Genomic DNA, 25094 nt, shown 5'->3' with positions numbered 1-25094 from the left:
ACTCCTATATCCGACTAATTTTATTGGTTTAAGTGAATTTTAACACGCTTTATTTTCCCTGTCAATCATTTGCTTTTAACTTTTCTAATTCTTCTTTTGTAAAAATATACTTCTCTCCGCAAAATTGACACACTGTTTCCGCCTGCCCGTCTTCTTCAATCATTGCTTGAATTTCATCGTTACCTAAACCAATAATTGCTGTTGCGAAACGATCTTTGGAACAAACGCATTGGAATTGGATGTCTTGTTTCCCTAACATTTTTACATTATCTTCCCCTAAGACGACTTGTAATAACGCTTCAGGTGTACAACCTTGTTCGACTAAAGAAGAAACGTGTGGCATCGAAGTAATCCGACGCTCTAACTCTGTAATGGTTTCTTCGCTTGCTCCAGGCAGTACTTGCACGATAAATCCACCAGCTGCAGAAATGGAATCATCTTGGTTTACTAACACCCCTACACCTACTGCAGAAGGAACTTGTTCGGACGTCGCAAAATAATACGTAAAATCGTCGCCAATTTCACCAGACACTAACGGCACCATCCCAGAAAAATTTTCTTTTAATCCTAAATCTTTTACAACCGTTAAAAATCCTTTGCCAATTACATCACCTACTGCCAATTTTCCATTGTCATAACGCGGTACATCCGCTTTTGGATGACGAACATACCCGCGAACATTTCCTTCTGTATCTGCATCTACAATAATGGCTCCAATCGGACCATCGCCATCAATTTTGATGGTAATCTTTTCATTCCCTTTATACATCGACCCCATCATTGCTGCAACAGATAATGTTCTTCCTAATGCGGCAGAAGCAGTCGCAGACGTTTGATGTCGCTTTTGCGCTTGGCTCACAATCGATGTCGAAACGACAGAAAATGCCCGAATTTCATCGTTAAACCCTGTTGCCCGTATTAAATAATCTTTCATTGTTTTCACTCCTTTTGTGCATCCTTCACTCTACACGAAAAAATAAAGAAAGCACATCGCCTTCTTTATTTTGCAGTTGGTTGATTTTTTAAATAAATTAATTGCAATCCTTTTAACGTTAAAAATGGATCTACGTGGTCAATGACGTCGCTCTCTGCTGCAATAAGAGGAGCTAATCCACCTGTTGCAATTACTTTTAGGTTTTCATTTGCAAATTTTTTCATTCTCACTACGATTCCTTCTACTTGCCCTACATATCCATACAAAATACCAGATTGCATCGCATCAACGGTATTCTTTCCAATAATATGGTTCGGTTTTGCTATTTCAATTCGTGGTAATTTCGCTGCCTGTGTGTACAACGCTTCCGTTGAAATATTAATTCCTGGTGCAATGGCACCACCCATATATTGTTTTTGTTCGTTTACAAAACAATACGTCGTTGCTGTACCAAAATCAACGATAATAAGCGGACTTCCATATAAATGAATCGCCGCTACCGCATTTACGATTCGGTCTGCCCCTACTTCCCGTGGATTATCGTATTTAATATCTAATCCTGTTTTAATTCCTGGTCCCACTACAAGTGGTTTTTGATGAAAATACTTTTCACACATCCGCTCTAGTTCAAACATAATAGGTGGCACAACTGATGAAATAATAATACCGCTAATATCTTTTACACTAATTTCTTCATGTCGAAATAAATCTAAAATAAGCATGCCGTATTCATCGCCCGTTTTATGACGATTTGTTTCAATACGCCAATGATATTTCAACTTATTTCCATCATAAACACCTAACATAATGTTTGTATTCCCAACATCAAAAACAAAGATCATATCCATCACCACAATTTATAGAGTATAGTGTTTTTACATGAAATCGATTGCAAAAACTTTTTTTCATCATATCATATTTTGCGTAAAAAAAGGGAATCTAGACACTAGATTCCCTTTGAAATTATTCATCTTTCTTTTGTTCTTCTGTTTCTGCTTCTTGTTTTTCTTCTGGTGTATTTTCTTTTTCTTCTTGTGATTTGATGTTTACTTTTACTTGTTCTTCTTCATTTTTCACAGAAAGACCTGGACCTTCTGGAAGTTCACCAGTATTCACTAAGTGACGGATTTGTTCCGCATTTAATGTTTCTACTTCCATTAACGTTTTCGCCACTAATTCTAGTTTGTCGCGATTGTCCGTTAAAATTTTACGTGCTCTTTCATAACATTCTTTAATAATACGTTGGATTTCTCGGTCAATTTCATAAGCGATGGTATCGCTATAATTTTGGTCATTTTGAATATCACGACCTAAAAATACTTGACCACCTTGCGCATTACCAAATTGAAGCGGACCTAATTTATCACTCATTCCGAATTCTGTTACCATACGGCGAGCAATGCCAGTTGCGCGTTGGAAGTCGTTATGCGCTCCGGTACTCACTTCGTTAAAAATAACTTCTTCAGCTACGCGACCACCAAGTAGTCCCGTAATTTTATCTAACAATTCTGGTTTTGTCATAAAATAACGATCTTCTTTTGGAAGCATTACCACGTATCCACCCGCTTGACCACGAGGAACAATGGTTACCTTATGCACTGTATCAGCATTTTCTAATTCCAAACCGATAATTGTATGTCCAGATTCATGATATGCAACAATTTGTTTTTCTTTTTCAGAAATAACACGGCTTTTCTTCGCTGGACCTGCAATTACGCGGTCAATTGCTTCTTCTACGTCTACCATATCGATATCTTTTTTATTACGACGAGCCGCTAAAAGTGCTGCTTCGTTTAATAAGTTTTCAAGGTCTGCACCTGAAAAACCTGGTGTACGTGTTGCAATTGCTTTTAAGTTTACGTCGTCATTTAATGGTTTGTTACGAGCATGTACTTTTAATACTGCTTCACGACCACGAATGTCTGGGCGATCTACTGTAATTTGGCGGTCAAAACGACCTGGGCGAAGTAATGCTGGGTCTAAAATATCCGGACGGTTTGTCGCCGCCACGATAATAATTCCTTCGTTTGAACTAAATCCATCCATTTCTACAAGCAATTGGTTCAATGTTTGTTCACGCTCGTCATGGCCACCACCAAGACCTGCACCACGCTGACGACCAACTGCGTCAATTTCGTCAATAAAGATAATACAAGGTGCATTTTTCTTTGCATTTTCAAATAAATCACGAACACGACTTGCACCAACACCGACAAACATTTCTACGAAGTCTGAACCACTAATAGAAAAGAACGGCACGCCTGCTTCTCCAGCAACAGCACGAGCAAGCAATGTTTTACCTGTCCCTGGAGGACCTACTAAAAGGACCCCTTTTGGAATTCTCGCACCAAGCGCAGCAAATTTACGCGGATCTTTTAAAAATTCCACCACTTCTACTAGCTCTTGTTTTTCTTCATCAGCACCTGCTACGTCTTTAAAACGCACTTTATTTTTCTCATCGTTATACATTCTTGCTTTACTTTTCCCAAAATTCATCACACGATTACCGCCACCTTGGGCTTGGTTAATCATGAAGAAGAAGAAAATAACGATAATCAGGATAGGAATCATGGATGTAAAAAAAGTAACCCATCCACTTGTTTGTTCTGCAGGTTTAAATTCTACTTCTGTCTTTTTCGCTGTTTCGCGAATTTCGTTCATTAAGTTTTCATTATCTGGAATATATGTTTGGAAATATTCTTCTTTTTTTGCATTTGTTAGCTGTCCTTTAATGACGTAAACGCCACCTTCAGGTTGTATCATCAATGATTTTACTTTGCCATCAGCTAAACGTTGTTGGAATTCATCAAACTTCATTGGCTTTGTTTCTTGACCAGTCCCACTTAGTAAAGAAACGATTCCAATCACGACTAACAGTAATAAAATATAAACAATGGACTTACGGAATTTTTCCATTCCAAACCTCCTCCCACGGACCATAAAACTATAATTAATACTATCATATCCAATTTATTTCTAACAACCATTTACCCTTCGTATACATCTGGTTTTAAAATTCCGATGTACGGTAAATTGCGATATCGTTCTGCATAATCTAATCCATATCCTACCACAAACGCATCTGGAACGGTGTACCCTTTCATATCTGGTACTAAATCGACTTTACGTCCCGCAGGTTTATCAAGCAACGTCACAATCTTGATTGATTTTGCATTACGATGTTTAAATAATTCCACTAAATAGTTTAATGTTAAACCTGAATCAATAATATCTTCCACTAAAATAACGTCGCGCCCTTCCATAGAAGCATCCAAATCTTTAATAATTTTTACTTCCCCGGACGATTTTGTTGATGCACCATAACTAGAAACATCCATAAAGTCCATTTCTAAATAAATATCCATCCGTCTCGTTAAATCAGACATAAACGGCATTGCGCCTTTTAAAATACCAATCACAAGCGGAAATGAATGTGCATATTCTTTCGATAATTGCGCGGCCATTTCACGCACTTTCGCTTGAATTTCCTCTTCTGTTAATAAAACTTCTTGAATGTCTTGTTCCATTGTTGTTCCTTTCCTCCTACATTAAACCTACACTTCTTTAAATTTTAACATAATAAACCCTTTTTCCTCTTCTTTTACGTTTAAAAGGGAAGAATGTTTCACATTCGGCACCCAGATGATGCGATCTTTGCTATCTGTCACGAGCGGCCATCTGTCACGTTCATATCGAGTCATTTTTGCATCGATAAATAAATCCTTGATCTTTTTTGTCCCCCCGTTCGGTAATGCCATTCGATCTCCTTGTTTTCTAGATCGAACGTAAAAGGGGAACGAATAAAACGAACGCGGGACATAACAAATCGATGTACCTTTATCCTCTTCTATCATTTCTTTATATTGTGCCGTAATCGTTCCTACTTCTAACGAAAGTTCTTCCGTTTCTTTCAGTTCATATCGGTACGAGGAAGCCTCTGTTGGTTGTTGAAAAGAACAAATACATCGGTCATAGGATATTTGAATTAGCAATCCCATCGGCAAATGGATTTCTTTTGCCGGGCCTTTCTTTTGTACCAACTGTAACAATTGTTCTATATGAACGAAAGAAATGAACTGAGATTCATGATAAAGATAGTTTAATATTAGATGAATGACTCTCCTTTGTAAAGATTTTGGCAACGTTAAAAAAGGGGCTATATTAAAAATAATCGTATGCTCTGTTTTTGTGTGGATAATCGTTTCCAATGCTTTTTTCGCTTGCATTTTTATATACTGTTCATCGTCAAAACAAGCTTCACTAAGAAATTGATATCGTTCGTGAACAGCTGGATTTTCGTTATGTAAAAATGGCAAGACAGTATGTCTAAACCGATTTCTTACATAATCATCTTTTTCATTCGACTCATCTCTTCGTACGGGGAGATGTTGCATTGTACAATACTGTTCAATAGTTGCTTTAGAAACGCATAAAAACGGACGAATAATTTCTCCTGTACAAAACGGACGTCGCACTGGGATTCCACATAAGCTTTCGCCAAAACCCGCTAATGTTTGACGCATCAGCATCGTTTCCATTTGATCATCTCCGTGGTGGGCTAATGCCAAATAATCAGCGGAATATTTTTCCATAATATCTTGAAAAAATTGATACCGGCATTCTCTCGCGGCTACTTGCGATGTTTTTTTCATCACTTTGGCATAACTCGTCACGTCTATCCGTGTTCCTTCAAATATCAATTGCTGTTCTTTCGCATATTGTTCGACAAATTGATAGTCACCATAAGACGTTTCCCCGCGAAATTGATGATCGACATGAGCTACCACTAACATAAGTTGTAGACGGGATTGTAACGTTTGTAAAAAATGAAGAAGCGCCATAGAGTCCGGTCCCCCAGATACTCCAACGACGATAGTTGCTCCGTTTTTTAGAAGCTGATGTTTTTCGATAAAAGCTAGCACTTCCCTTTGCACGTCGTAAGCTCCCTTCCTTTGCTACCACTTACACCCATCCGATATATAGCGCATATATACTTGTAGCGATGAATAGAGAAAACAAGCATTTTTTTACGAACGAATGTCCATGCTTTCGTTTCTTTTGTTTCGTATGCAACAAAAGAAACTCTCTTTTCATTTCGAGTACGTCTGCATACTTTCCTAATGTTGCTTTTTTTAATATATGTTTATACGGTGTAAGGGATGAATTTGTTTCAATTTCCTGTAATAATTGTTTTTTAGGATGTTTCCCTCTATGTATATAGCGACCTGTTTTACTATAAATCACAATCATAGCTACTGCAAATATATCATATTTTTCATCCGCAATACGCAATCCACACCCCCAATAACCGCGATCGTAAAATTCCGTAAATTCTTTCACCGACCGTCCGATTCGACTCACTCCTCCTGGGTCAATGAATCGAACATCGTATGGCGGGGACGCGGTCATCATAATATTTTCTGGTTTTAAATCGCCAAATATGTACCCTCGCTCATGTAAATCGTACAATCCATTTAATAAAGAAGGTAGGCACACCTCGAGCCAGGCACTGCCTCTCGTTTGAAACCATTCACTTAGTGGATACCCTTCAATATATTCCATACAATAAAAATGAAAGGAATCATTGTTATCGATATCAAGCAAATAAGGTCCAAGGCTACGCCTTTGGACCTGCATTAATTCTTTCAGCATATTGACTTCAGACGTGAGACTAGAAAACTGTTCACTTACTTTCATCGCCATTTTCTTTGGACCTTTTCGTACTAAATAAACCACCCCCGTCGCCCCTTGACCTAGCTTTTTAAGAACAACATATTCATTCCGATGCCACTTTCCAACCACTTTTTGACCATACTGGAACTTACCAACCTTGCTCTTCGATGTATTCATCATCTGCCCACCTTTTCAACGAAGAAAATTGTAAAAGGGCATGTTTTAATGCAGGTCCTGTTGGTGTTAACCCTTGCGGTACTAATTTTTGAAACCAATTTTCAATTTTTTTTGCATCATCCGTCCATGAAAATATTTCTTCCGTATCTGACCTTTTCCCGGGAAATATCGTTAACGAAAAACGATGATTCCCCATACGCGAGGAAAGGCTAATCGATAAATCAACGAGCGCTTCTTTTACTTTTGCTAATTTTTTCGTCATACTCGCACTTGCATCGACTAAAATACAAATTTCCAAATCAAGTGTTTCACTTAAATCGTCGACGACTTCCATTACTTTCATCCGTTTTTCTGGCGATAACGTTTCGAGCGTATCATTTGTTTCTAAAATATTTTTTAATTCTCGATTGACCACCCCTTGAATCGTTTGTGTCATTGCTTGCCGAGTAACCATTTGTACCGTTTGTGGCAATTCATTCGTATATACGACTTGACACACTCCACCCCCCGCTTCTGCAATTTGGGCAATTTCCTCTGCCGCACGACTTTCCATATGGTTTTTTTGAATAATCCCAATGACATTTACCGTAATTCCTTGTTGATACGCAAGTGCCGCCATTGCAACTGGATCTTCCCCACGATTTGAGCATCCATCTGTTAGCAATAAAATTTGTTTGATAACACCTTTATGCACTGATGAATCATCCTTTCTTTCGTACTATCTTCATCATGTACAAGAAAGAAAAGATTTATAACGATGATACACGTTTTTTTCTATAGGTTGGTGCTTGGTACGCCGGAATTGCTGCCCACTTCGGAATATTTCGTTTAATTTTTGCTACAACAATCGTCATATCATCTGCAATTTGCCCGGATTGCGAGCGAATAACCTCTTCCATTATTAAATCAGCCACTTCTTGCGGATCGTTCGTTTTCATTTCTCGAATTTTTCGTTTTAACCATATATCTTTATTCGCCGCAAACTTCGGTGCATCGTACACTCCGTCGCTCATCATAATGAGTAAATCACCCGCTTTTAATTGTTCCGTTTCTACATCCACATCGACTTCGTTAAAAATACCAATTGGTAAATTACCAGAGGTCACCATATTAACTGTTTGCCCTCGTTTAATAAAACTAGGCGATGAGCCGACTTTTAAAAACTTCGCCGTTGCCTTTTGTAAATCGACCATCACTAAATCCAGCGTCGAGAAAATTTCATCGGTCGTCCGTAACGATAAAATGGAATTCACCGATTGAATCGCAATTTGTTCATCAATGCCCGATTGTAATATTTTTTGTAACAATTGAATTGTTTCATGGCTTTCTGCATGCGCTCGTTCTCCATTCCCCATTCCATCACTAATGGCTAAAGCAATTTTTCCTGTGCCTATTTCAATCGTCGAATGACTATCCCCCGAAATAAAACCGCCACCTTTTGCTGCAGAAGCAATGCCTGTTTCTAACACAAATGCTTGTGTCGACCCAAGAGAGAACGTATATAAATCACTTTCATTTTTACGTTCTTCTCGTTTTATTTCAATTGTTTCATCAAATAAATCCGATAACATCGGCGCAATAATTTTTTCTGCAATACCGAAGCCGTCTTCATACATCGTAATTTCAACATCAATATTTCCTTTTTGGGCACAATAAATTTCTAAATGTTCAATATCAATGCCGTGATGTTCAAACATTTCAATAATTTCTTCTTCTTGTTCATATAAATTGGCCCGCTCTCGTTTAATTTCTTCTGCGAAGTTTTCCATTACTTGCGAAATTCCTTTTAATTGCTCAGACACTAACCTTCTACTTTCTAACACCTGCTTTTTTAAATCTTGGTTCATCCGATAATACGAAATTTCATCTTCTACCATTTGAATGACTTTTGCTGGTTTCACACAATGCTTTTCCCACTCACGCGACAACGATGGTGGTAAACTTTTCGATTGTGTTTTTTCACATTCCATCATAATGTTTTTCATGAAATCATATGTTGTATTGAAATGAGTGGACCAGCAATATTTTTTTCGGAAACATGTTTGACACGTTTTTTCAGTAATATTGCTTAAAAATAAATCTACTTCGCGCGTTTGTTTCGATTCATCTTGAAATAAAACAGGATCTTTAAAACTATTCGAAAGCGTATGAAACAACGTAGAAAACTGTTCAATTCGATGTGCTGTCACGTCTCGTAATTTTCGCAAATACTGTTGTTCTTCAGAAGCATATTCTTGTGTACCGGGAATATAACTTGCTAATTTATTCGTGACTTGACGCGGTGTCAATAAGAAAAGTGCAATACTGACTAACGTCTCGGATACCATCTGGTTCACCTGTTCAAATGGAGCACTATAAAGCCCGATTAAAAGCGTACCGATAAATAAACCGAACGTAACACCAATTTTTTTCCCTTCCCGTAATAAACCACCCAAAAGCCCGGAAAACGCCAGTAAACTTAATTGATATAAGTTATTAATATTGGAAAAACCTAAAATTAAACCGATGACTACTCCGACGGTCGAACCCATCGCCGCTCCGCTAACAAAAGCAAACAATAAAACGATATAACGCGCTAAAATATTTTCAACCGATAAATCAAACACAAACCAGCCTATAGTACCGGTCATAATCGAAGCTAATAAAATTAAAAAGCTAATCACTTCCTCCGTTCGAAGCGGTTGTTTTCGTTTTTGAATATACAGTTGCGGTAAGCTATGAATGAAAATCAATGTTAACAATCCAACAAGCAATCCTTCAACGGTAACCAGCGCCACATCCAACCAGGCAATCCCTTTATCCATCCCGATTAATAAAGCGAAACGACTAGCTACACTTGCACTCAATACAGCGATAGGCAATCGTTTTGTCCACGTTTCGCTCGTAACGCCGTATATTTTTTCAAATAGGAAAAAGAAAAAGACCCCAACTAATAAGTACACACTATGAAATGGAATATTCGATACGGACCCTACTAACATCGCTAAAATGACAAGAATACTTTTTTTCCGTTTTAACATATAAATCGTCGCAAAAAAAGGAAGACCAAATGGTGTCATTTCATCTAACATTACTGCTCGTCCAAGCAAAAACGCAAAAGCAATCATTATCATCGTCGGGTTTAAGAGAACTTTATGAATAAACGTATCCATTTTTTCCTTCATCGATCCATACACATCTCTCGTTTTTAATGCAATCCCTTCCGCCTTCATCACTTGATTCCACCCACGTTCTAGCTTACCGATCATAAAAAACACCACCCATTTCAATTTGTTACACTCATTGAACCATATATTGGTATAAAAATTTGTCAAAATACGAAGTCGAAGTCAAAAAAATATTCGACTTTTTCAACCACAAACCAAAACAAAAACACAAAAAAATTCAAAAAGCGGAGGGCGCTTGGTCACCGACAGAGGAATAAGATGCGCAACGGAAGAGGCATCTTTTTGCCTCTGGAGTTGAGTAGCTTATGACGGCAGTCGGTAGCGCCCGGAGCTGGATTATCAAAAAGCGGAGGGCAATTTCCCAAGAATAACAGGTATAAGATGGGGAGAATCAGTAAAAAAGCATTAAAATAAGAAAAGCTACTCTATCGTATATTGATAAGAGTAGCTTTTCTTGGCAACTATAGAAATATCCTTACAAATAAAAAAAGCACCAACAATTTGGTGTATATTCTTTGCATCTACTATTTTAGATGGTGGCCTGTACGGGATTCCAACGCACGTTTACGTGCTAGTCCAGCGCTGGTAAGCTACTGGGGAACCTTGTGAGAATTCATTAATTTGTTTAAGTTTAATTGGTGACCCGTACGGGATTCGAACCCGTGTTACCGCCGTGAAAGGGCGGTGTCTTAACCGCTTGACCAACGGGCCAATATAAAAATTTTGGTAGCGGCGGAGGGGATCGAACCCCCGACCTCACGGGTATGAACCGTACGCTCTAGCCAGCTGAGCTACACCGCCATATTACTAACTTTCTTAAGCACAAGTTATATAATACAAGACACTTTTCAAAATGTCAACACAGTTTTTCAAAAATTAATATCAAAAAGCGGAGGGTGCTTGGTCACCGACAGAGGAATAAGACGCGCAACGGAAGAGGCGTCTTTTTTGCCTCTGGAGTTGCGTGGCTTATGACGGCAGTCGGTAGCGCCCGGAGCTGGATTATCAAAAAGCGAAGGGCGCTCGGTCACCGACAGAGGAATAAGACGCGCAATGGAAGAGGCGTCTTTTTTGCCTCTGGAGTTGCGTGGCTTATGACGGCAGTCGGTAGCGCCCGGAGCTGGATTATCAAAAAGCGAAGGGCGCTCGGTCACCGACAGAGGAATAAGACGCGCAATGGAAGAGGCGTCTTTTTTGCCTCTGGAGTTGCGTGGCTTATGACGGCAGTCGGTAGCGCCCGGAGCTGGATTATCAAAAAGCGAAGGGTGCTCGGTCCAAGACACCTAGATTTACACAGAAAATAAAAACCCTCTTTTTTACTTCTCAATGTAAGTAAAAAAGAGGGTTCGTGTCATATAACGTTAGTTTATATATGTTTGATTAACGACTGCGTCCGTTACGTTTTTCTACATGACGTTTTAACGACGCTTGACGTTCTTCACTTGCTTTTAAGAAGTTGTTTAGCTTATCTTCAAAAGAAAGGGATTCTGTCTTATTGCGACGTTGATTGTTATTTCCACGAGGGCGTGGTCTTCTTTCTTCACGCTCTGGGCGTTCTGGACGGTCTTTTGCTTGTTTAATAGATAAACCAATTTTACCGTTTGATTCAATGTTAATTACTTTTACTTCTACAACGTCGCCGACTTTTAAAAAGTCGTTGATGTCTTTTACATAATTGTCTGCTACTTCACTAATATGAACAAGGCCAGTGGAACCTCCTGGCAGCTCGACAAATGCTCCAAAGTTTGTAATACCAGTAACCTTTCCTTGTAACTTGCTGCCTACCTCAATCGACATAAAAAAAATGCTCCTCCTTAACATCCTCTTGATAATAGAGATATATTATACTTTAGAAAATTATATAATGCGAGATAGACGACTAATTTGACGTATTATCTTCTTGCACTTTAAAAAGTGTTTCGTTAGGCTTCGATAAATAGAAGTCACGTCTCGCGATTTCACCAATATATTCTTTGTCATGCAAATTTTTTACTTCTTGTTTTAATTGTTTCTCTTCTTCTTTTAATTCTTGTTTTTGTTGTTCTAATTTTACTTTTTGTTCTTCTTTTTTAGAAATCGCTAATTCTTGGTTTATTAATTGTACTGTTAAAAACCCAATAGAGCAAATACTAATAACGGCAAAGAAAACAAGCCGCTGAATAAGGGCAACTCGCTTTTTTTGAACGCGTCGTTTTTTCGTAATTTCTCGTTGGGTGGGTGTTCCGTATTGAATGCTTTCATTACTGGGAATTGATATCTTTCTTTGTGTAGAATGCAAGGAGGATCACCTCTTTCATTAAATTACTGTTTTAACCAATGTAACCATTCATTCTTTTTTTCTGGAAGCATTTGTATCCATTTTTGCGTCTTATCTCGAAAAGAGAACGGTAAGTGCTTCCAAATGGAATGATACAAAAGAAATTGAACGGGGCGCAACAAAAACAAGATGACTTTACACATAATCATAACGAAGAGTACAAGAAGTTTCAATATATATCGAATCGGTTCTATAAAAAAGAACTGTAATAGTTTCCTTACTATCATATACAATTTTAACATAAAACGAAGGGAAAATTCTAAAAAATTCAAAAAATATTTTTGTAACAGTACTTGGTAGACGGAAAAGCCGAGAAGATTGGCTAAAAACATATAGAAACGAACAGTACCTTCATTGACTAAATAAATGAGATAAAAAAAAAGAAAACCATATCCGATAAAAAAGAAGATATCACTTATAAATATACGTATTCGGTTTCGTTTATATTTCCGTACGAGGCGTAAATATGTATCAAAGCAACAACCAAATAGGATGCCGAGAATAAAAATAGCAAGCATCGATTCGAATTGTAAATAAAGGCTCATCGAAATAACTTGCTAAAGACACCTTTAGCTTTTCCTTTCTGCTCCGGGCTTACATACATAAAGCGATTGATTTTTCCTTTTAGCGATACAACCCCCTCATCCACATCGACATTGACCATTTGTAAATTCTCTCCCTCAATGATTAAAAAACCCAGAATGGTTTCTAAATGAAACGCTTGATGGTCAAAACTTTCTACGTGTTTCACTCCTGTAATGTCCATCTCTTTTCTTCCTTTTAGCGACATATCGTGTACGAGTTCTCGCATTTTTCCGCCCCCCTTTTTCTCTCTACGGCTATCCATTGTGTTAGTTCATGTATATGAAAAATCCAGAAAGCTTAGAACAAGCCCTCTGGATTTTCTGCAATTCGCTCTTCTTTTATTACTGTATACATATCATTTGCTTCTTCTTTCCGAACCGTTTCTTTTAATTCATTAATTTTCACTACGGCGATTCGATTTCCGTATCGAACAGTAAGCTCGTCGCCTACTTTTACGACAGAACTTGGTTTTGCCACTTGGTCGTTAATCATAATTCTGCCCTTTTCCGCCATTTCTTTTGCTAGTGTTCTCCGTTTAATTAAACGAGATACTTTTAAAAATTTATCTAATCGCATTTATGATTCTCTCTCCTTTTTCTTTGCTTCGTCCCAAAATGTATCTAGTTCTTCTAATGTAAAAGACGTCCACCCTCGGTTACTTTCCATAACTTTTTGTTCCACATATGCAAATCGCGTTTGAAATTTTCGATTCGTAGAACGGATTGCTTCTTCTGGGTCTTGTTTATAAAAACGTGCCAAATTCACAAGGACAAAAAGAACATCTCCTAATTCTTTTTCTGCATTCTCTTGATTTCCTGACTGTAACTCTTCTTTCCATTCCGCTACTTCTTCCCTTAACTTGCCCCATATGTCTGCTGGGTCTGTCCAATCAAATCCTACTTTTGCTGCTTTCTTTTGCATTTCAAAGGCTCGATACAAACTAGGTAAATGAGAAGGGATATTTTCTAATAGCGATGTAGGTTGTGTTTCTTTTTCTTGCTTTTTAATTGCTTCCCAATTCGTCATCACTTCTTGTTCATTTTCGACATGAACTTTCCCAAACACATGCGGATGACGACGAATCATTTTACTTGTTACCGCTTCGATTACGTCTTCCATTGTAAAATAGCCATCATCTTCCCCGATTTGAGCATGAAGCATAACTTGCAATAACACATCCCCTAGTTCTTCTACTAAGTGATCATCATCTTGCTCGTCAATTGCATCTAATACTTCATACGTCTCTTCAACTAAATATTTTTTTAACGATTCGTGGGTTTGTGCACGGTCCCACGGACAACCATTTTCAGAACGAAGCATTTGAATGACTTCTTTTAGTTTATCAAAAGTACGGTAACGAAGTGTTTCATCAGTTACTTTCGGTACGTAAATCGTCGTTAAATTACTTACTTTCATTGCTCTGTCTAGTTCATATAACAGTACTTTCGTTACTTTTTCCGCCACTGAACCGACCGCATCACAGATATATACCTCATATTCATCTGGGAGAAGTTCCATTAACGTTAATTTCACATGGCTAGCAATAAACGAATCATACACTTGGCAAATAAACTGATGATGCGTTACGTTCATATCTTCATACGATAACGTAGCGCCGTCTGCGAAGGTAAATCCTTCAATCGGATCAACCGAAACAGCTGTTAACATATCATCAATAAAACTATGTCCACCTTGCACCGACACATGATACCCTTTTTCTGTTCCTTCTGTTAACAAAAGTTGGACCGTTTTTTCTGCTACAAGCGGGTGACCTGGTACGGCATATACAATTGACTCATACGTATCGGCCGCTTCGTACAATCGTTCTACTATTTCTCCATATACTGTTTCAAAATCATCATGCTTTTCATAAATGTCATCAAAACAACGAAACGCCAGTCCTTTTTCTATCAAATAATCTACAGCAGGATGTTGATCAGTACGCAAATAAAGATGCACCGCATTCGTTAACGTTTCGTATACACCAAACGACATTTGCTTTATATCCCCTGCTCCTAATCCAATCACCATAATTTCTTTCGCCAAAATGGTCACCTTCTTTTTTGAAATTTATCAATCAAATGCGAAATCTTATCTCCTTTGGGTAAAAACGTCCATTCCTTTGCTTCAAGCACTCCTTGCCTCATCGCTATATAAATATACAGAATAGCGCCAATTCCTACAGCTGTTAATGCTTCAATCGTTGCTGTTAGGCGAGAAAGTTGGACGAGATGTTCAAACAGAAACGTATACACGACTAATGCAATGGCCATCACAAAAGCAGCTCGAAGCAACTTTTGAATGTACGAAAACGTAATGAGCGAACATTGTAACTGACGAGATAACGCCCGCCATTGTAAAAGCGCAGTAATGAAAAAGGCACATACCGTCGCAAGTGCTGCACCCACACTATGAAAAATCGGGATGAGTAGCAGATTGAACAAAATTTTTGCACCTACCCCAATGAACGCATACTGGAGCGGTTTTTGTAAAGCACCTAGTCCTTGTAATAGCGCAGCTGTCGTTAGTGCTATACTATTCCCGATAATCGATATTCCTAAAATAGCTAACACAAAACTACCTTTTGCATTTTCATATAACATCACGTTCGTTGGTTGAATAATACAACCTAAGCCAACGCTTGCAGCGATACTTGTAAACATACTCATTTTTAACGCATACGCTGCGTGCCCTTTTAATTCTTCCATATTGCGTTGCGTATAAAGCATCGTAACGAGCGGGACAACAGCTAGGGAAACGGCGGTCGATACGACTGTACCTAATTGAATAAACGGTTGTGCGCGGTCGTACACACCCTTTAATTGTTGCGCTTTCCATAACGGAACGCCTTCTTTTTGTAATAGGGAGACGAACGTAAACGCATCGACAAATTGAAAAAATATGTATAATAAACTACTAATACAAATAGCAAAACTACCAACTAAAAAGGGCTTGATAACGTCCATGGATAGTTTGACACGAACGATTCGGAAAGGTCGCTTCTTTTGTTTCCTAAAAAAAAAGGCTAACACAACAGAGGATGCCACAAAAGAAAAGACGCCACCAGCCGTTGCTGCAGACCCAAGGACATAAATCGATGCCCCCCGCTGAAACAATACATATGTGAACACCAAAATAAAACTGACACGAACGAGCTGCTCGATTACTTGAGAAATGGCCGTTGGTGTCATATTGTTATTTCCTTGGAAATACCCGCGACTTAACGCAACCCACGGCAAGAAAACGTAACACAACGCACTGATTTTGATCGGCATAACGAGCGAAGCATCTCCCATCCAGTACGCAAAATACGGACTACCGGTAAAAATAACGATACCAATCAAAAAACTAACATACATCATTGCCCGTAGCGATTGATTCATGAACCATTCTACTTCTTTGGACGTACCGGTTATGCTACGTTCCGCAACAAGCCGGGAATTCATAACTGGAAATCCGTATGTCGCAAGCGTCATTGCTAATGCGTAAAAAGGGTATGCTTGTTGATAAACGTATAACCCATGATCCCCGACCATATTTTGAAAAGGAATCCGGTAAAAGGCACTTAAAACTTTCACAATCAATGTAGCGGCCGTTAATAAAAACGCACCTTTTAATAAAGAAAATCGTTTTTGTGACATCTGTTTTTTTCCTCTCCGTACATACCTAAATCAAAACCGTATTATACCAACAATTGCCCAAAAGAAAAAGAGGCTTCATTCGCCTCTTTCGTTAATCTTCCATATGTTTCCCTAAAAACGCCGCTGCTGTTTCTGCTAATTTTTGCTCGGTATCGCCGATTTCTTTTCCATCTGTCACATATAAAATAACCGCTCCCATCGAATCGCCACTTGCAATAATTGGAGCAATGACGTACCCAGCTATGCTTTCTTTCAGTCCATCTACAAGCTCTACCTCTGTTTGCTCACTCATCCGCTTCACTTGTCGCGCATCGATAGCTGCGCCCACTTCTTCGCCAATACTTTTATTTAAAAAGTCCTTTTTCGTTTGGCCACCTACCGCAATATACGCATCGCGATCACAAATCAGTACAGGTTGCTGCGTTGTATCAAACAGTGCATCCGCATACATGCGCGAAAATTCGCCTAGCTCTTGAATCGGTGAATATTTTTTTAAAATAACTTCTCCGTCACGATCAACAAAAATTTCTAATGGGTCTCCTTCACGAATACGTAATGTACGCCTGATCTCTTTAGGAATCACAACCCGTCCTAAATCATCAATACGTCGTACAATACCAGTTGCTTTCATACATTTTGCCTCACTTTCTTTCGGTAATGGATAAGAGATTAAAAAATACCGTCCTTGCTAGTATTATCCGTATCTTCCGAAAAAAATATGCAATTTTTGTGAAAGTTTCTTAATTCGATTCCACTTTTTCACGTTTTAGTTCCGTTACGTTCATTACAATTTGTTCAATCGCATGTAAATATTCGTGCGGTGGCACTTTTTTCACATTTAATTTAATAAATAATTGTGGCCCTGCCATACCTGGCACGAGATAAGAGCCAATGCGGTTTGCAAATAAGAACACTTTCGAACCGTCTAACATATTCGTTGTTTCTTCACTAAATAACACTTTAATTTCGTGGTCCTTTTGAAGAATCGATTCCACTTTCTCACGAATCGCATACAATTTAATTTTTGCGACTCGAATTAAAAAGTCCACTTCTACTGGATATTCTCCAAAACGGTCAAGCAATTCATCTTGTAATTCCGTTAAATCTTCTAACGAATCTAATGCTTGGAAACGTTTATACATATCAATTTTTTGATTTTCATCCGCAATATAAGCAGACGGTACATACGCATCCAGCAACAGATCAATTTCTGTTTTCCATGTTTCTTTTGCGACTTCTCCTGTTTCTTTTCGCTGTTCGATTGCATCTTTCAGCATTTGCGAATACATATCAAAACCAACCGAGTCGATAAATCCATGTTGCTGGGCACCGAGAATGTTTCCAGCACCGCGAATCGATAAATCGCGCATCGCAATTTTAAATCCAGAACCTAATTCGGTAAACTCTTTAATCGCTTGCAATCGTTTTTCAGCAACTTCCGAAAGCACTTTATCTTTTTGGTACGTAAAATACGCATATGCTACTCGATTTGAACGTCCTACCCGACCGCGCAATTGATACAATTGGGATAGCCCCATTTTATCCGCATCGTGCACAATTAACGTATTCACGTTCGGAATGTCTACACCCGTTTCGATAATCGTCGTACTTACAAGTACGTCATAATTTCCTTCTAAAAAGTCAATCATCACCGATTCTAATTCCGTGCTTGTCATTCTTCCATGCGCATACATGACGCGTGCATCTGGAACTAACATCGATATTTCATCTGCTTTTCGTTCAATGTCTTCGACGCGATTATATAAATAATATACTTGGCCATCTCGTGCTAGCTCTCGTTCAATTGCTTCTCGGACTAGAATGCCGGACTCTTCTACGACATACGTCTGAATCGGGAACCGATTTTCCGGCGGTGTTTCAATAACTGATAAATCTCGAACTCCAAGCATTGACATATGGAGTGTACGCGGAATCGGTGTAGCTGTTAACGTTAACACGTCAATATTTGCTTTTAATTGTTTTATTTTTTCCTTATGTTTTACACCAAAACGCTGCTCTTCATCAATAATTAATAACCCTAAATCTCGGAATGTAATGTCCTTGGACAACAAACGATGTGTCCCAACCACGATATCAACCGTTCCGTTTTGTAATCCTTTAATCGTTTCATTTTGTTCATTGCGTGTAGAAAAACGACTTAACAATCCGATGTTAATCGGATAATTTTGAAATCGTTCTTTCATCGTTTCATAATGTTGTTGCGCTAAAATAGTTGTTGGCACTAACATCGCCACTTGTTTTTGGTCGACAACTGCTTTAAAGGCTGCACGTAACGCTACTTCTGTTTTTCCATATCCAACATCCCCGCAAAGAAGTCGGTCCATCGGCCGTTCCTGCTCCATATCTCGTTTAATTTCTTCAATCGTGCGCAACTGATCTTCCGTTTCTTGATACGGAAATAATGCTTCGAATTCTTGTTGCATGACACCATCTTCCGAAAATGCGTATCCTTTGCTCGCTTCTCGTTCGGCATATAAGGCAATTAAGTCATCCGCAATATCTTCTACACTAGACTGTACTTTCCGTTTTACTTTTGTCCATTCCGTACCGCCTAGTTTATATATTTTCGGTTCTTTTCCTTCTGAACCGACATATTTTTGCACTTGATCAATTTGCTCAACCGGTACGTACAATTGGTCATTGCCTGCATATTTAATGTGTAAGTAATCTTTATGAACGCCGTTAATGTCTAACGTTTGAATACCAATATATTTTCCAATCCCGTGATTAATATGAACAACATAATCGCCAATCTTTAACTCGGAATAACTTTTAATTCGCTCCGCATTAGAAAGCTTTTGTCGTTTTCTAGATTTTTTCTTCGTTTTAGTAAAAATTTCCTTTTCTGTTACAACGACTAATTTGGCCGTACTCCATTCAAATCCAGCTTGCAAATCTAACGTCATAATTTGCGGTCGTTCTGTCGTGAGCGCTTGGTCGTATGCTACAAGGTCACTTTCTATTCCGTAATCATGGAGAACATTTTGTAACCGCGTTGCTTGTGAATCATCCGATGCAACAAAAACAGGATACATGTCACTCTTTTTGAACCGTTCGATTTCCGTTTTTAAGACAGGAAATTGGCCGTGGAAGTTTTGCATCGACTTACAAGCAACACTCGTCACATTTCCAATATTCGCATGTGGCACATTTCGTAAAAATAACGAAAAATAAAGCAACGGTTGTGTGCGCTTATTCATGACTGCCTCATACGGATGCGAAATAGAAAGGTGAACCATTTCTCCGCTTTCCGTTAAAGATAATAACCATTCCATTTCTTCTTTATCTAAATTTTGCGAAATTTCTTGGATTCTACTAATTTCATCCATGACGATGACGCTATCTTCACGCACGTAATCTAATAAACTAGCGCACTGTTCATAATAAAGAGACATATATTTATACGGAGAAGAGACAACTTGCCCATTTTTTAATTGATCGATTTCATACGTAATATTTTCGATTAATTGTTCTTTAATCGATTGGTCTTTTACTTTTTTGATTGTTTCTTTTAATGTTTCCTCTAAACGTTCTCCTGCTGTCACTAAATGTTCTTTTCGTAACAACCATTCACTCGCTGGTCCAAAAGAAATCGTTTTCATCATTTCTAAAGAACGTTGTGTTTCACTATCAAAATAGCGAATGGAATCAACTTCTGTATCAAATAATTCCACTCGAACTGGATGTTCCTCCGTTAACGGATATATGTCTAAAATACCACCGCGAAGACTGAATTCCCCAGGTTTCGATACAAAAGAGGTACGCGCATACCCGCTTTCTACTAGTTGTTCTAAAAAATCATCTAATGACAAGTCATCGCCAACCGTTAGCGTATACTGATACTGCTTCCATAGTGATTTAGGTGGTAAAAAACGACGCAACCCAGAAATCGGTGCAACGATTACGCTTGGCTTTTCGTTTGGATTGGTTAACGCATTTAACACATCCATTCGTGCTGCGCGAAATTCCGGCGATTCTACCGATAATTCAGCAGATACTAAATCACTGGTCGAATATAAATAAACAGGTGTATCTGGCAACCATTCTGTTAGGTCATCTTGTACTTTTTGTGCTTGTAATAAATTGTGGGTTACAATTAAAATCGGTCGGTTTAACCGCTCTTTTAATCCCCCAATAAAAAAAGTGCGCAAAGAACCAGTTAGTCCTGATACAAGCTGTTCCTTGATTCCTTTTTCTATGCCATTCGCAATAATATTAAACTCTTCTGCACCTTGTAACAGTTGTTTTATATGCAAGTTATTTCCTCCTTCCAACATCATGCAAAAAGGCTTTGACGGGAGCATTTGCCGCCAAAGCTATCTCTCTATTGAATAAACGTTTTCCACTGATGAAGATCTGGTTGACGCATTAACGCTTCTTGGCAGTCTTCACAAATCGTTTGAACGGTAATTTCCCCGTCTTTTTGGTATTGAATCATTTCTACTCTCTCTTCTTCCGATAATAACGACAAGCCTAATCGGTGCATATCTACAAACGATGTATCAATCGTTCCTACGCGAACGCCACAATGACGACAACGATATACAATAGCCATTTTTCTCTAGCCTCCTTATCGTCATTATGAGCCAAGGTGTTTTATTTTATGCATCTGTTAATTGTATTTATTCATTACTTCTAAAAAAGGATTCGTTAAAAATGACTCGCATGCGTCCGCTGCTTGCATGATGGCAGCTTCAATTTCTGGTGTTTCCTCTTTTGAAAAAGAACCTAACACGTAATCAGGAATGGGAATAGGCTTAGTAGGTCGAGAGATGCCGATACGGAGTCGATTAAACTTTTTGGTACCAACATGTTGAATTAATGATTTAATCCCGTTATGCCCCCCTGCACTTCCTTTTTGGCGCAAACGAATACGTCCTGTCGGCAAGTCTAAATCATCATACACAACGGCAAGGTCTTCTAAAGCAATTTGAAAATAATCTAAAAAGGGACGTACACACTCCCCGGACAAATTCATGTACGTAATCGGTTTAATTAAAAAGACCTTCTCGCCATTTACGATGCCAGTGCCATAAATTCCTTTAAATTTTTCTTGATTGAAGGAAATATTCCATCGCTTCGCTAATTCATCCATTACCATAAAGCCTACGTTATGTCTTGTATGTTCATATTTCTTTCCAGGATTTCCGAGTCCGACAAAACATTTCATTGTGGGTCCCTCCTTCTATGTAATGTGAAAAAAGACGCAACCAAACTTATGGTTACGTCCTTTTATCATGTAGATAAATAGATGTTATTCTGCTGATTTTTCGCCAATAACTTCTGGTTCTGCAGCTTCTTCGTCTCCATCAGTTTCTCCTAATTGTGTAGGAGGTACGATAGAAACAATTGCTTCTTCACCGTCAGTCACATATTCATATGAATATTTTTCTTTTAAATCATTTACAGTTACAACATCACCAATGTTTAATTCGCTAATATCGTATTCAAGCGTTTCTGGAATTTCTGTTGGAAGTACGTTAATAACCACTTCACGTAATGTTTGGTCGACAACGCCACCTTCTTTTTCACCAAGGGCTTGTCCTTTTAACACTATTGGTACTTCAATATCAATTTTTTCGGTCATACTTACCTTATGGAAGTCTACATGAATCCAGTTACGCTTAATAGAATCAGTTTGAACTTCTTGAACTAATACTGCATGGGTTTGACCGTCTGATGTTTGTAAACTTAACAAAGCATTTCGACCATGTTCACGTAATGTTTTATTTAGCTCTAGGCCATCAACTGCAATCGCTTGAGTGTCTAGGTTTTTTCCATAAACGACTGCCGGGATTTTTCCTTCCTTACGAAGCGCTTTTACAGTTGAACGTTTCGTATCTTTTCTCGGACTTGCTACTATTGTAGTAGACATTTAAAAATCACCTTCCAGTTTTTATTCCTTACCGTATTTATAGGAGTACCCTATTATGGAAAATTATAACCCTCTTTTTGTATTTAGTCAAAAAGCTTGCTTACTGACATCTTATTTTGAACACGAACTATCGCTTCTGCCATCAATTCAGCAACTGATAATTGGACAATTTTTTCAATTTTCTTTTCTTCGGGTAGTGGAATTGTATTTAAAACGACCATTTTTTTAATTTTTGAATTTTCAATGCGTTCAATAGCAGGACCTGATAAAACAGGATGTGTACAACATGCATACACTTCTTTTGCACCGCTTTCAATTAGCGCATTAGCCGCTAATGTAATCGTACCTGCTGTATCGATAATATCATCGACTAAAATACACGTTTTTCCTTCTACATTGCCAACAATATTCATCACCTCAGCCACGTTTGGACGAGGGCGACGTTTGTCGATAATAGCAATCGGTGATTTTAAACGATCTGCCATTTTACGCGCGCGTGTTACACCGCCATGGTCTGGAGAAACAACGACAATATCTTCTAAGTTTTGTTCTTCAAAATAATCCGCTAAAATCGGTACACCTAATAGTTGATCTACTGGAATGTCAAAAAAGCCTTGAATTTGCGTTGCATGTAAATCACAAGTAATAACACGAGTCGCACCTGCTGTTTCGATGATATTGGCAACCAATTTCGCTGTAATTGGCTCGCGAGCACGTGCTTTCCGGTCTTGACGAGCGTACCCATAGTATGGAATAACAACGTTAATAGTTTTGGCAGATGCACGTTTTAAGGCATCTAACATAATTAGTAATTCCATTAAATTGTCATTTACCGGTTGGCATGTAGATTGAATGACATATACGTCACAACCACGAACGCTTTCTTCAATGTTAATTTGGATTTCTCCGTCACTAAATGTTTTACTCGTACTTTTTGCCATTTTCACACCAATGTGTTCCACAATTTCGTGTGCAAGCTCTGGATTTGAACTTAATGTTAATACTTTAAAGTGAGAGTCATTATTTAAAGAAGTCATTAGTCGGGTTCCCTCCGCTTAAGAATTTTTCTTTTGATTTATTTTTTCTGCGTAGCCTTCTTTATTCGTTTGTCTAGCACGTGCAATCGATAGCGCACCGTGCGGAACATCGTTGGTGATTGTTGAACCAGCAGCAACGTACGCTCCTTTTTCAATACGAACTGGTGCAATTAAATTAGAATTACATCCGATAAAGGCGTCATCTTCTACAATCGTTTTAAACTTATGGACACCATCATAGTTAACGGTAATCGAACCACAACCTAGGTTTACATTTTCCCCAATTTCAGCATCACCAATATAACTTAAGTGGGATGCTTTTGCCCCTTGTTTCAACACTGATTTTTTAATTTCAACGAAGTTTCCAATTTTCACATCGTCGGAAATATCAGAAGCAGGACGAAGATGAGCAAAAGGACCAATTTTAACTCGTTTTCCTACCGAGCTATCTTCTACAACCGATTGACGAATAACAGTTTCATCGCCAATTGTAGCGTTTTCAATTTCTGTATTCGGACCAATTTGGCAATCTTCTCCGATTGTAACGCGACCAGAAAGCATAGTGTTTGGATAAATAATCGTATCACGACCAATTTGAACGTCCGCGCCGATATACGTTGTATTCGGGTCAATAATCGTCACACCTTGACGCATATGGTTTTCGTTTATACGTTGTTTCATTATTTTTTCTGCAACAGATAACGCTATGCGGTCATTTACACCGATTGTTTCTTCAAAAGATGGTGTAACGTAAGCAGCAATGGTTTCTCCTTCATTTTTTAAAATTCCAATAACGTCTGGCAAGTAATATTCTCCTTGTGCATTATCATTGCCTACTTTTTTCAACGTTTCAAATAAGTAACGATTATCGAAACAATACGTACCTGTGTTGATTTCTGTTACTGCTTTTTCTTCTGGCGTCGCATCTTTTTCTTCCACGATACGTTCAACGAACCCTTGTTCATTGCGGATAATTCGTCCGTATCCAGTTGGTTGGTCCATTTTTGCAGTTAAAATTGTTGCTTTTGCCCCTCTTTGTTTGTGCGTGTTTAGTAGCGCTTCCATTGTTTCTTTCGTAATAAGCGGCGTATCTCCACACACAACTAATGTTTCTCCTTCATATTGTGCAAGGTTTTCTTTTGCCATTAAAACAGCATGGCCTGTTCCTAATTGTTCTTCTTGAAATGCATATTCTACGCGGTCACCTAGTCGCTCTTTTACTTTTTCAGCACCGAAACCGACAATCGTGACAATTTTTTCGCAATTTAACCCTGCTACTTGATCTACAACATGTTCTACCATTGGTTTTCCGCAAACTTTATGCAATACTTTGTAAAGTTTGGATTTCATTCTTGTTCCCTGTCCAGCGGCTAAAATTACCGCAAATCGCTTTGTCATAACTAACCCTCCAAAAGTCAAGATCTCCCCGCTAAAAAGGCAAGTAATACTCTATCTTACAATTTACGTGACTCTTGCAAAAAGCGAGATAAGCTCCACTAACCAAACCCGCAAGCATTCACGGATACAAGCTGTTTTTTTACTATTTTCTTCTTTTTTTTACGTACAAAAAAGAAGAGAATAACCGTGGATAAAAGCATCTCTTTTTCCAAAAGAAATACACAAAAAATTCCTTTTAAATAAGCGTTTTTTTACTAAAAATCTCGCAT

At 38.3% G+C, this 25094-nt stretch carries 22 protein-coding genes and 2 tRNA genes; all 24 read right to left on the bottom strand.

The window, feature by feature from the left end:
- Positions 1-61: 61 nt before the first annotated feature.
- Positions 62-934: an Hsp33 family molecular chaperone HslO gene (gene hslO / locus BN1372_RS14315; protein ID WP_062201043.1), complete on the bottom strand. Its 873-nt coding sequence runs from the start codon at positions 932-934 to the stop codon at positions 62-64.
- Between the two features lie 65 nt (positions 935-999).
- Positions 1000-1776 (bottom strand): type III pantothenate kinase, encoded by a 777-nt coding sequence (locus tag BN1372_RS14310; protein WP_062201040.1) that lies wholly within the window; start codon positions 1774-1776, stop codon positions 1000-1002.
- Between the two features lie 121 nt (positions 1777-1897).
- The gene (gene ftsH / locus BN1372_RS14305) at positions 1898-3850 is read right to left on the bottom strand and encodes an ATP-dependent zinc metalloprotease FtsH (RefSeq protein WP_062201037.1); all 1953 of its coding nucleotides are present in this window, start codon (positions 3848-3850) and stop codon (positions 1898-1900) included.
- A gap of 71 nt (positions 3851-3921) precedes the next feature.
- On the bottom strand, positions 3922-4461 hold the full coding sequence (gene hpt, locus BN1372_RS14300; protein ID WP_062201034.1) for a hypoxanthine phosphoribosyltransferase: 540 nt from the start codon (positions 4459-4461) through the stop codon (positions 3922-3924).
- 27 nt (positions 4462-4488) lie between these two features.
- Positions 4489-5868, bottom strand: a complete 1380-nt coding sequence (gene tilS / locus BN1372_RS14295) for a tRNA lysidine(34) synthetase TilS (RefSeq protein WP_062201032.1) — start codon at positions 5866-5868, stop codon at positions 4489-4491.
- 28 nt (positions 5869-5896) lie between these two features.
- Positions 5897-6784 carry a protein kinase domain-containing protein gene (locus BN1372_RS14290; protein WP_187118417.1) on the bottom strand — a complete coding sequence of 296 codons (888 nt, stop codon included), beginning with the start codon at positions 6782-6784 and terminating at the stop codon, positions 5897-5899.
- A complete protein-coding gene (locus BN1372_RS14285) occupies positions 6756-7478 on the bottom strand; it encodes a vWA domain-containing protein (RefSeq protein ID WP_062201026.1) in 723 nt (240 codons plus the stop codon). The genes BN1372_RS14290 and BN1372_RS14285 overlap by 29 nt, the downstream gene beginning before the upstream one ends.
- Positions 7479-7533: 55 nt before the next feature.
- A complete protein-coding gene (spoIIE, locus tag BN1372_RS14280; protein ID WP_062201023.1) occupies positions 7534-10032 on the bottom strand; it encodes a stage II sporulation protein E in 2499 nt (832 codons plus the stop codon).
- A 555-nt stretch (positions 10033-10587) separates the two neighbouring features.
- Positions 10588-10662, bottom strand: a tRNA-Glu gene (locus BN1372_RS14275).
- Positions 10663-10675: 13 nt separating this feature from the next.
- Positions 10676-10752, bottom strand: a tRNA-Met gene (locus BN1372_RS14270).
- 579 nt (positions 10753-11331) lie between these two features.
- Positions 11332-11748, bottom strand: a complete 417-nt coding sequence (locus BN1372_RS14260) for a S1 domain-containing RNA-binding protein (RefSeq protein ID WP_062201018.1) — start codon at positions 11746-11748, stop codon at positions 11332-11334.
- An 82-nt stretch (positions 11749-11830) separates the two neighbouring features.
- Entirely contained in the window at positions 11831-12229 is a 399-nt protein-coding gene (locus BN1372_RS14255) for an FtsB family cell division protein (RefSeq protein ID WP_062201016.1), read from the bottom strand.
- A gap of 23 nt (positions 12230-12252) precedes the next feature.
- On the bottom strand, positions 12253-12813 hold the full coding sequence (yabQ, locus tag BN1372_RS15925; protein WP_062201013.1) for a spore cortex biosynthesis protein YabQ: 561 nt from the start codon (positions 12811-12813) through the stop codon (positions 12253-12255).
- Entirely contained in the window at positions 12810-13079 is a 270-nt protein-coding gene (gene yabP, locus BN1372_RS14245) for a sporulation protein YabP (protein WP_230198833.1), read from the bottom strand. Before yabP ends, yabQ begins: the two co-directional genes overlap by 4 nt.
- Before the next feature lie 71 nt (positions 13080-13150).
- Complete coding sequence (locus BN1372_RS14240) at positions 13151-13429, bottom strand: RNA-binding S4 domain-containing protein (RefSeq protein WP_062201008.1); 279 nt, start codon at positions 13427-13429, stop codon at positions 13151-13153.
- Positions 13430-14899, bottom strand: coding sequence for a bifunctional methyltransferase/pyrophosphohydrolase YabN (yabN, locus tag BN1372_RS14235; protein WP_062201005.1), 1470 nt, complete (start codon positions 14897-14899; stop codon positions 13430-13432).
- 5 nt (positions 14900-14904) lie between these two features.
- The gene (locus tag BN1372_RS14230; RefSeq protein ID WP_062201002.1) at positions 14905-16494 is read right to left on the bottom strand and encodes a putative polysaccharide biosynthesis protein; all 1590 of its coding nucleotides are present in this window, start codon (positions 16492-16494) and stop codon (positions 14905-14907) included.
- Between the two features lie 91 nt (positions 16495-16585).
- On the bottom strand, positions 16586-17125 hold the full coding sequence (spoVT, locus tag BN1372_RS14225; protein WP_062201000.1) for a stage V sporulation protein T: 540 nt from the start codon (positions 17123-17125) through the stop codon (positions 16586-16588).
- A gap of 109 nt (positions 17126-17234) precedes the next feature.
- Positions 17235-20792, bottom strand: a complete 3558-nt coding sequence (gene mfd, locus BN1372_RS14220; RefSeq protein WP_147515416.1) for a transcription-repair coupling factor — start codon at positions 20790-20792, stop codon at positions 17235-17237.
- Positions 20793-20839: 47 nt separating this feature from the next.
- On the bottom strand, positions 20840-21070 hold the full coding sequence (locus tag BN1372_RS14215) for an anti-sigma-F factor Fin (protein ID WP_062200997.1): 231 nt from the start codon (positions 21068-21070) through the stop codon (positions 20840-20842).
- A gap of 57 nt (positions 21071-21127) precedes the next feature.
- Complete coding sequence (pth, locus tag BN1372_RS14210; RefSeq protein ID WP_062200995.1) at positions 21128-21685, bottom strand: aminoacyl-tRNA hydrolase; 558 nt, start codon at positions 21683-21685, stop codon at positions 21128-21130.
- Between the two features lie 84 nt (positions 21686-21769).
- Positions 21770-22390: a 50S ribosomal protein L25/general stress protein Ctc gene (locus BN1372_RS14205; protein ID WP_062200994.1), complete on the bottom strand. Its 621-nt coding sequence runs from the start codon at positions 22388-22390 to the stop codon at positions 21770-21772.
- A gap of 83 nt (positions 22391-22473) precedes the next feature.
- Positions 22474-23427, bottom strand: a complete 954-nt coding sequence (locus BN1372_RS14200) for a ribose-phosphate diphosphokinase (RefSeq protein WP_062200992.1) — start codon at positions 23425-23427, stop codon at positions 22474-22476.
- Between the two features lie 18 nt (positions 23428-23445).
- Complete coding sequence (gene glmU / locus BN1372_RS14195) at positions 23446-24825, bottom strand: bifunctional UDP-N-acetylglucosamine diphosphorylase/glucosamine-1-phosphate N-acetyltransferase GlmU (RefSeq protein ID WP_062200991.1); 1380 nt, start codon at positions 24823-24825, stop codon at positions 23446-23448.
- Positions 24826-25094 lie beyond the last annotated feature (269 nt).

Source organism: Massilibacterium senegalense (assembly GCF_001375675.1).
GTDB lineage: Bacteria > Bacillota > Bacilli > Bacillales > Massilibacteriaceae > Massilibacterium > Massilibacterium senegalense.
This window is presented reverse-complemented; position numbering and strand designations above follow the sequence as displayed.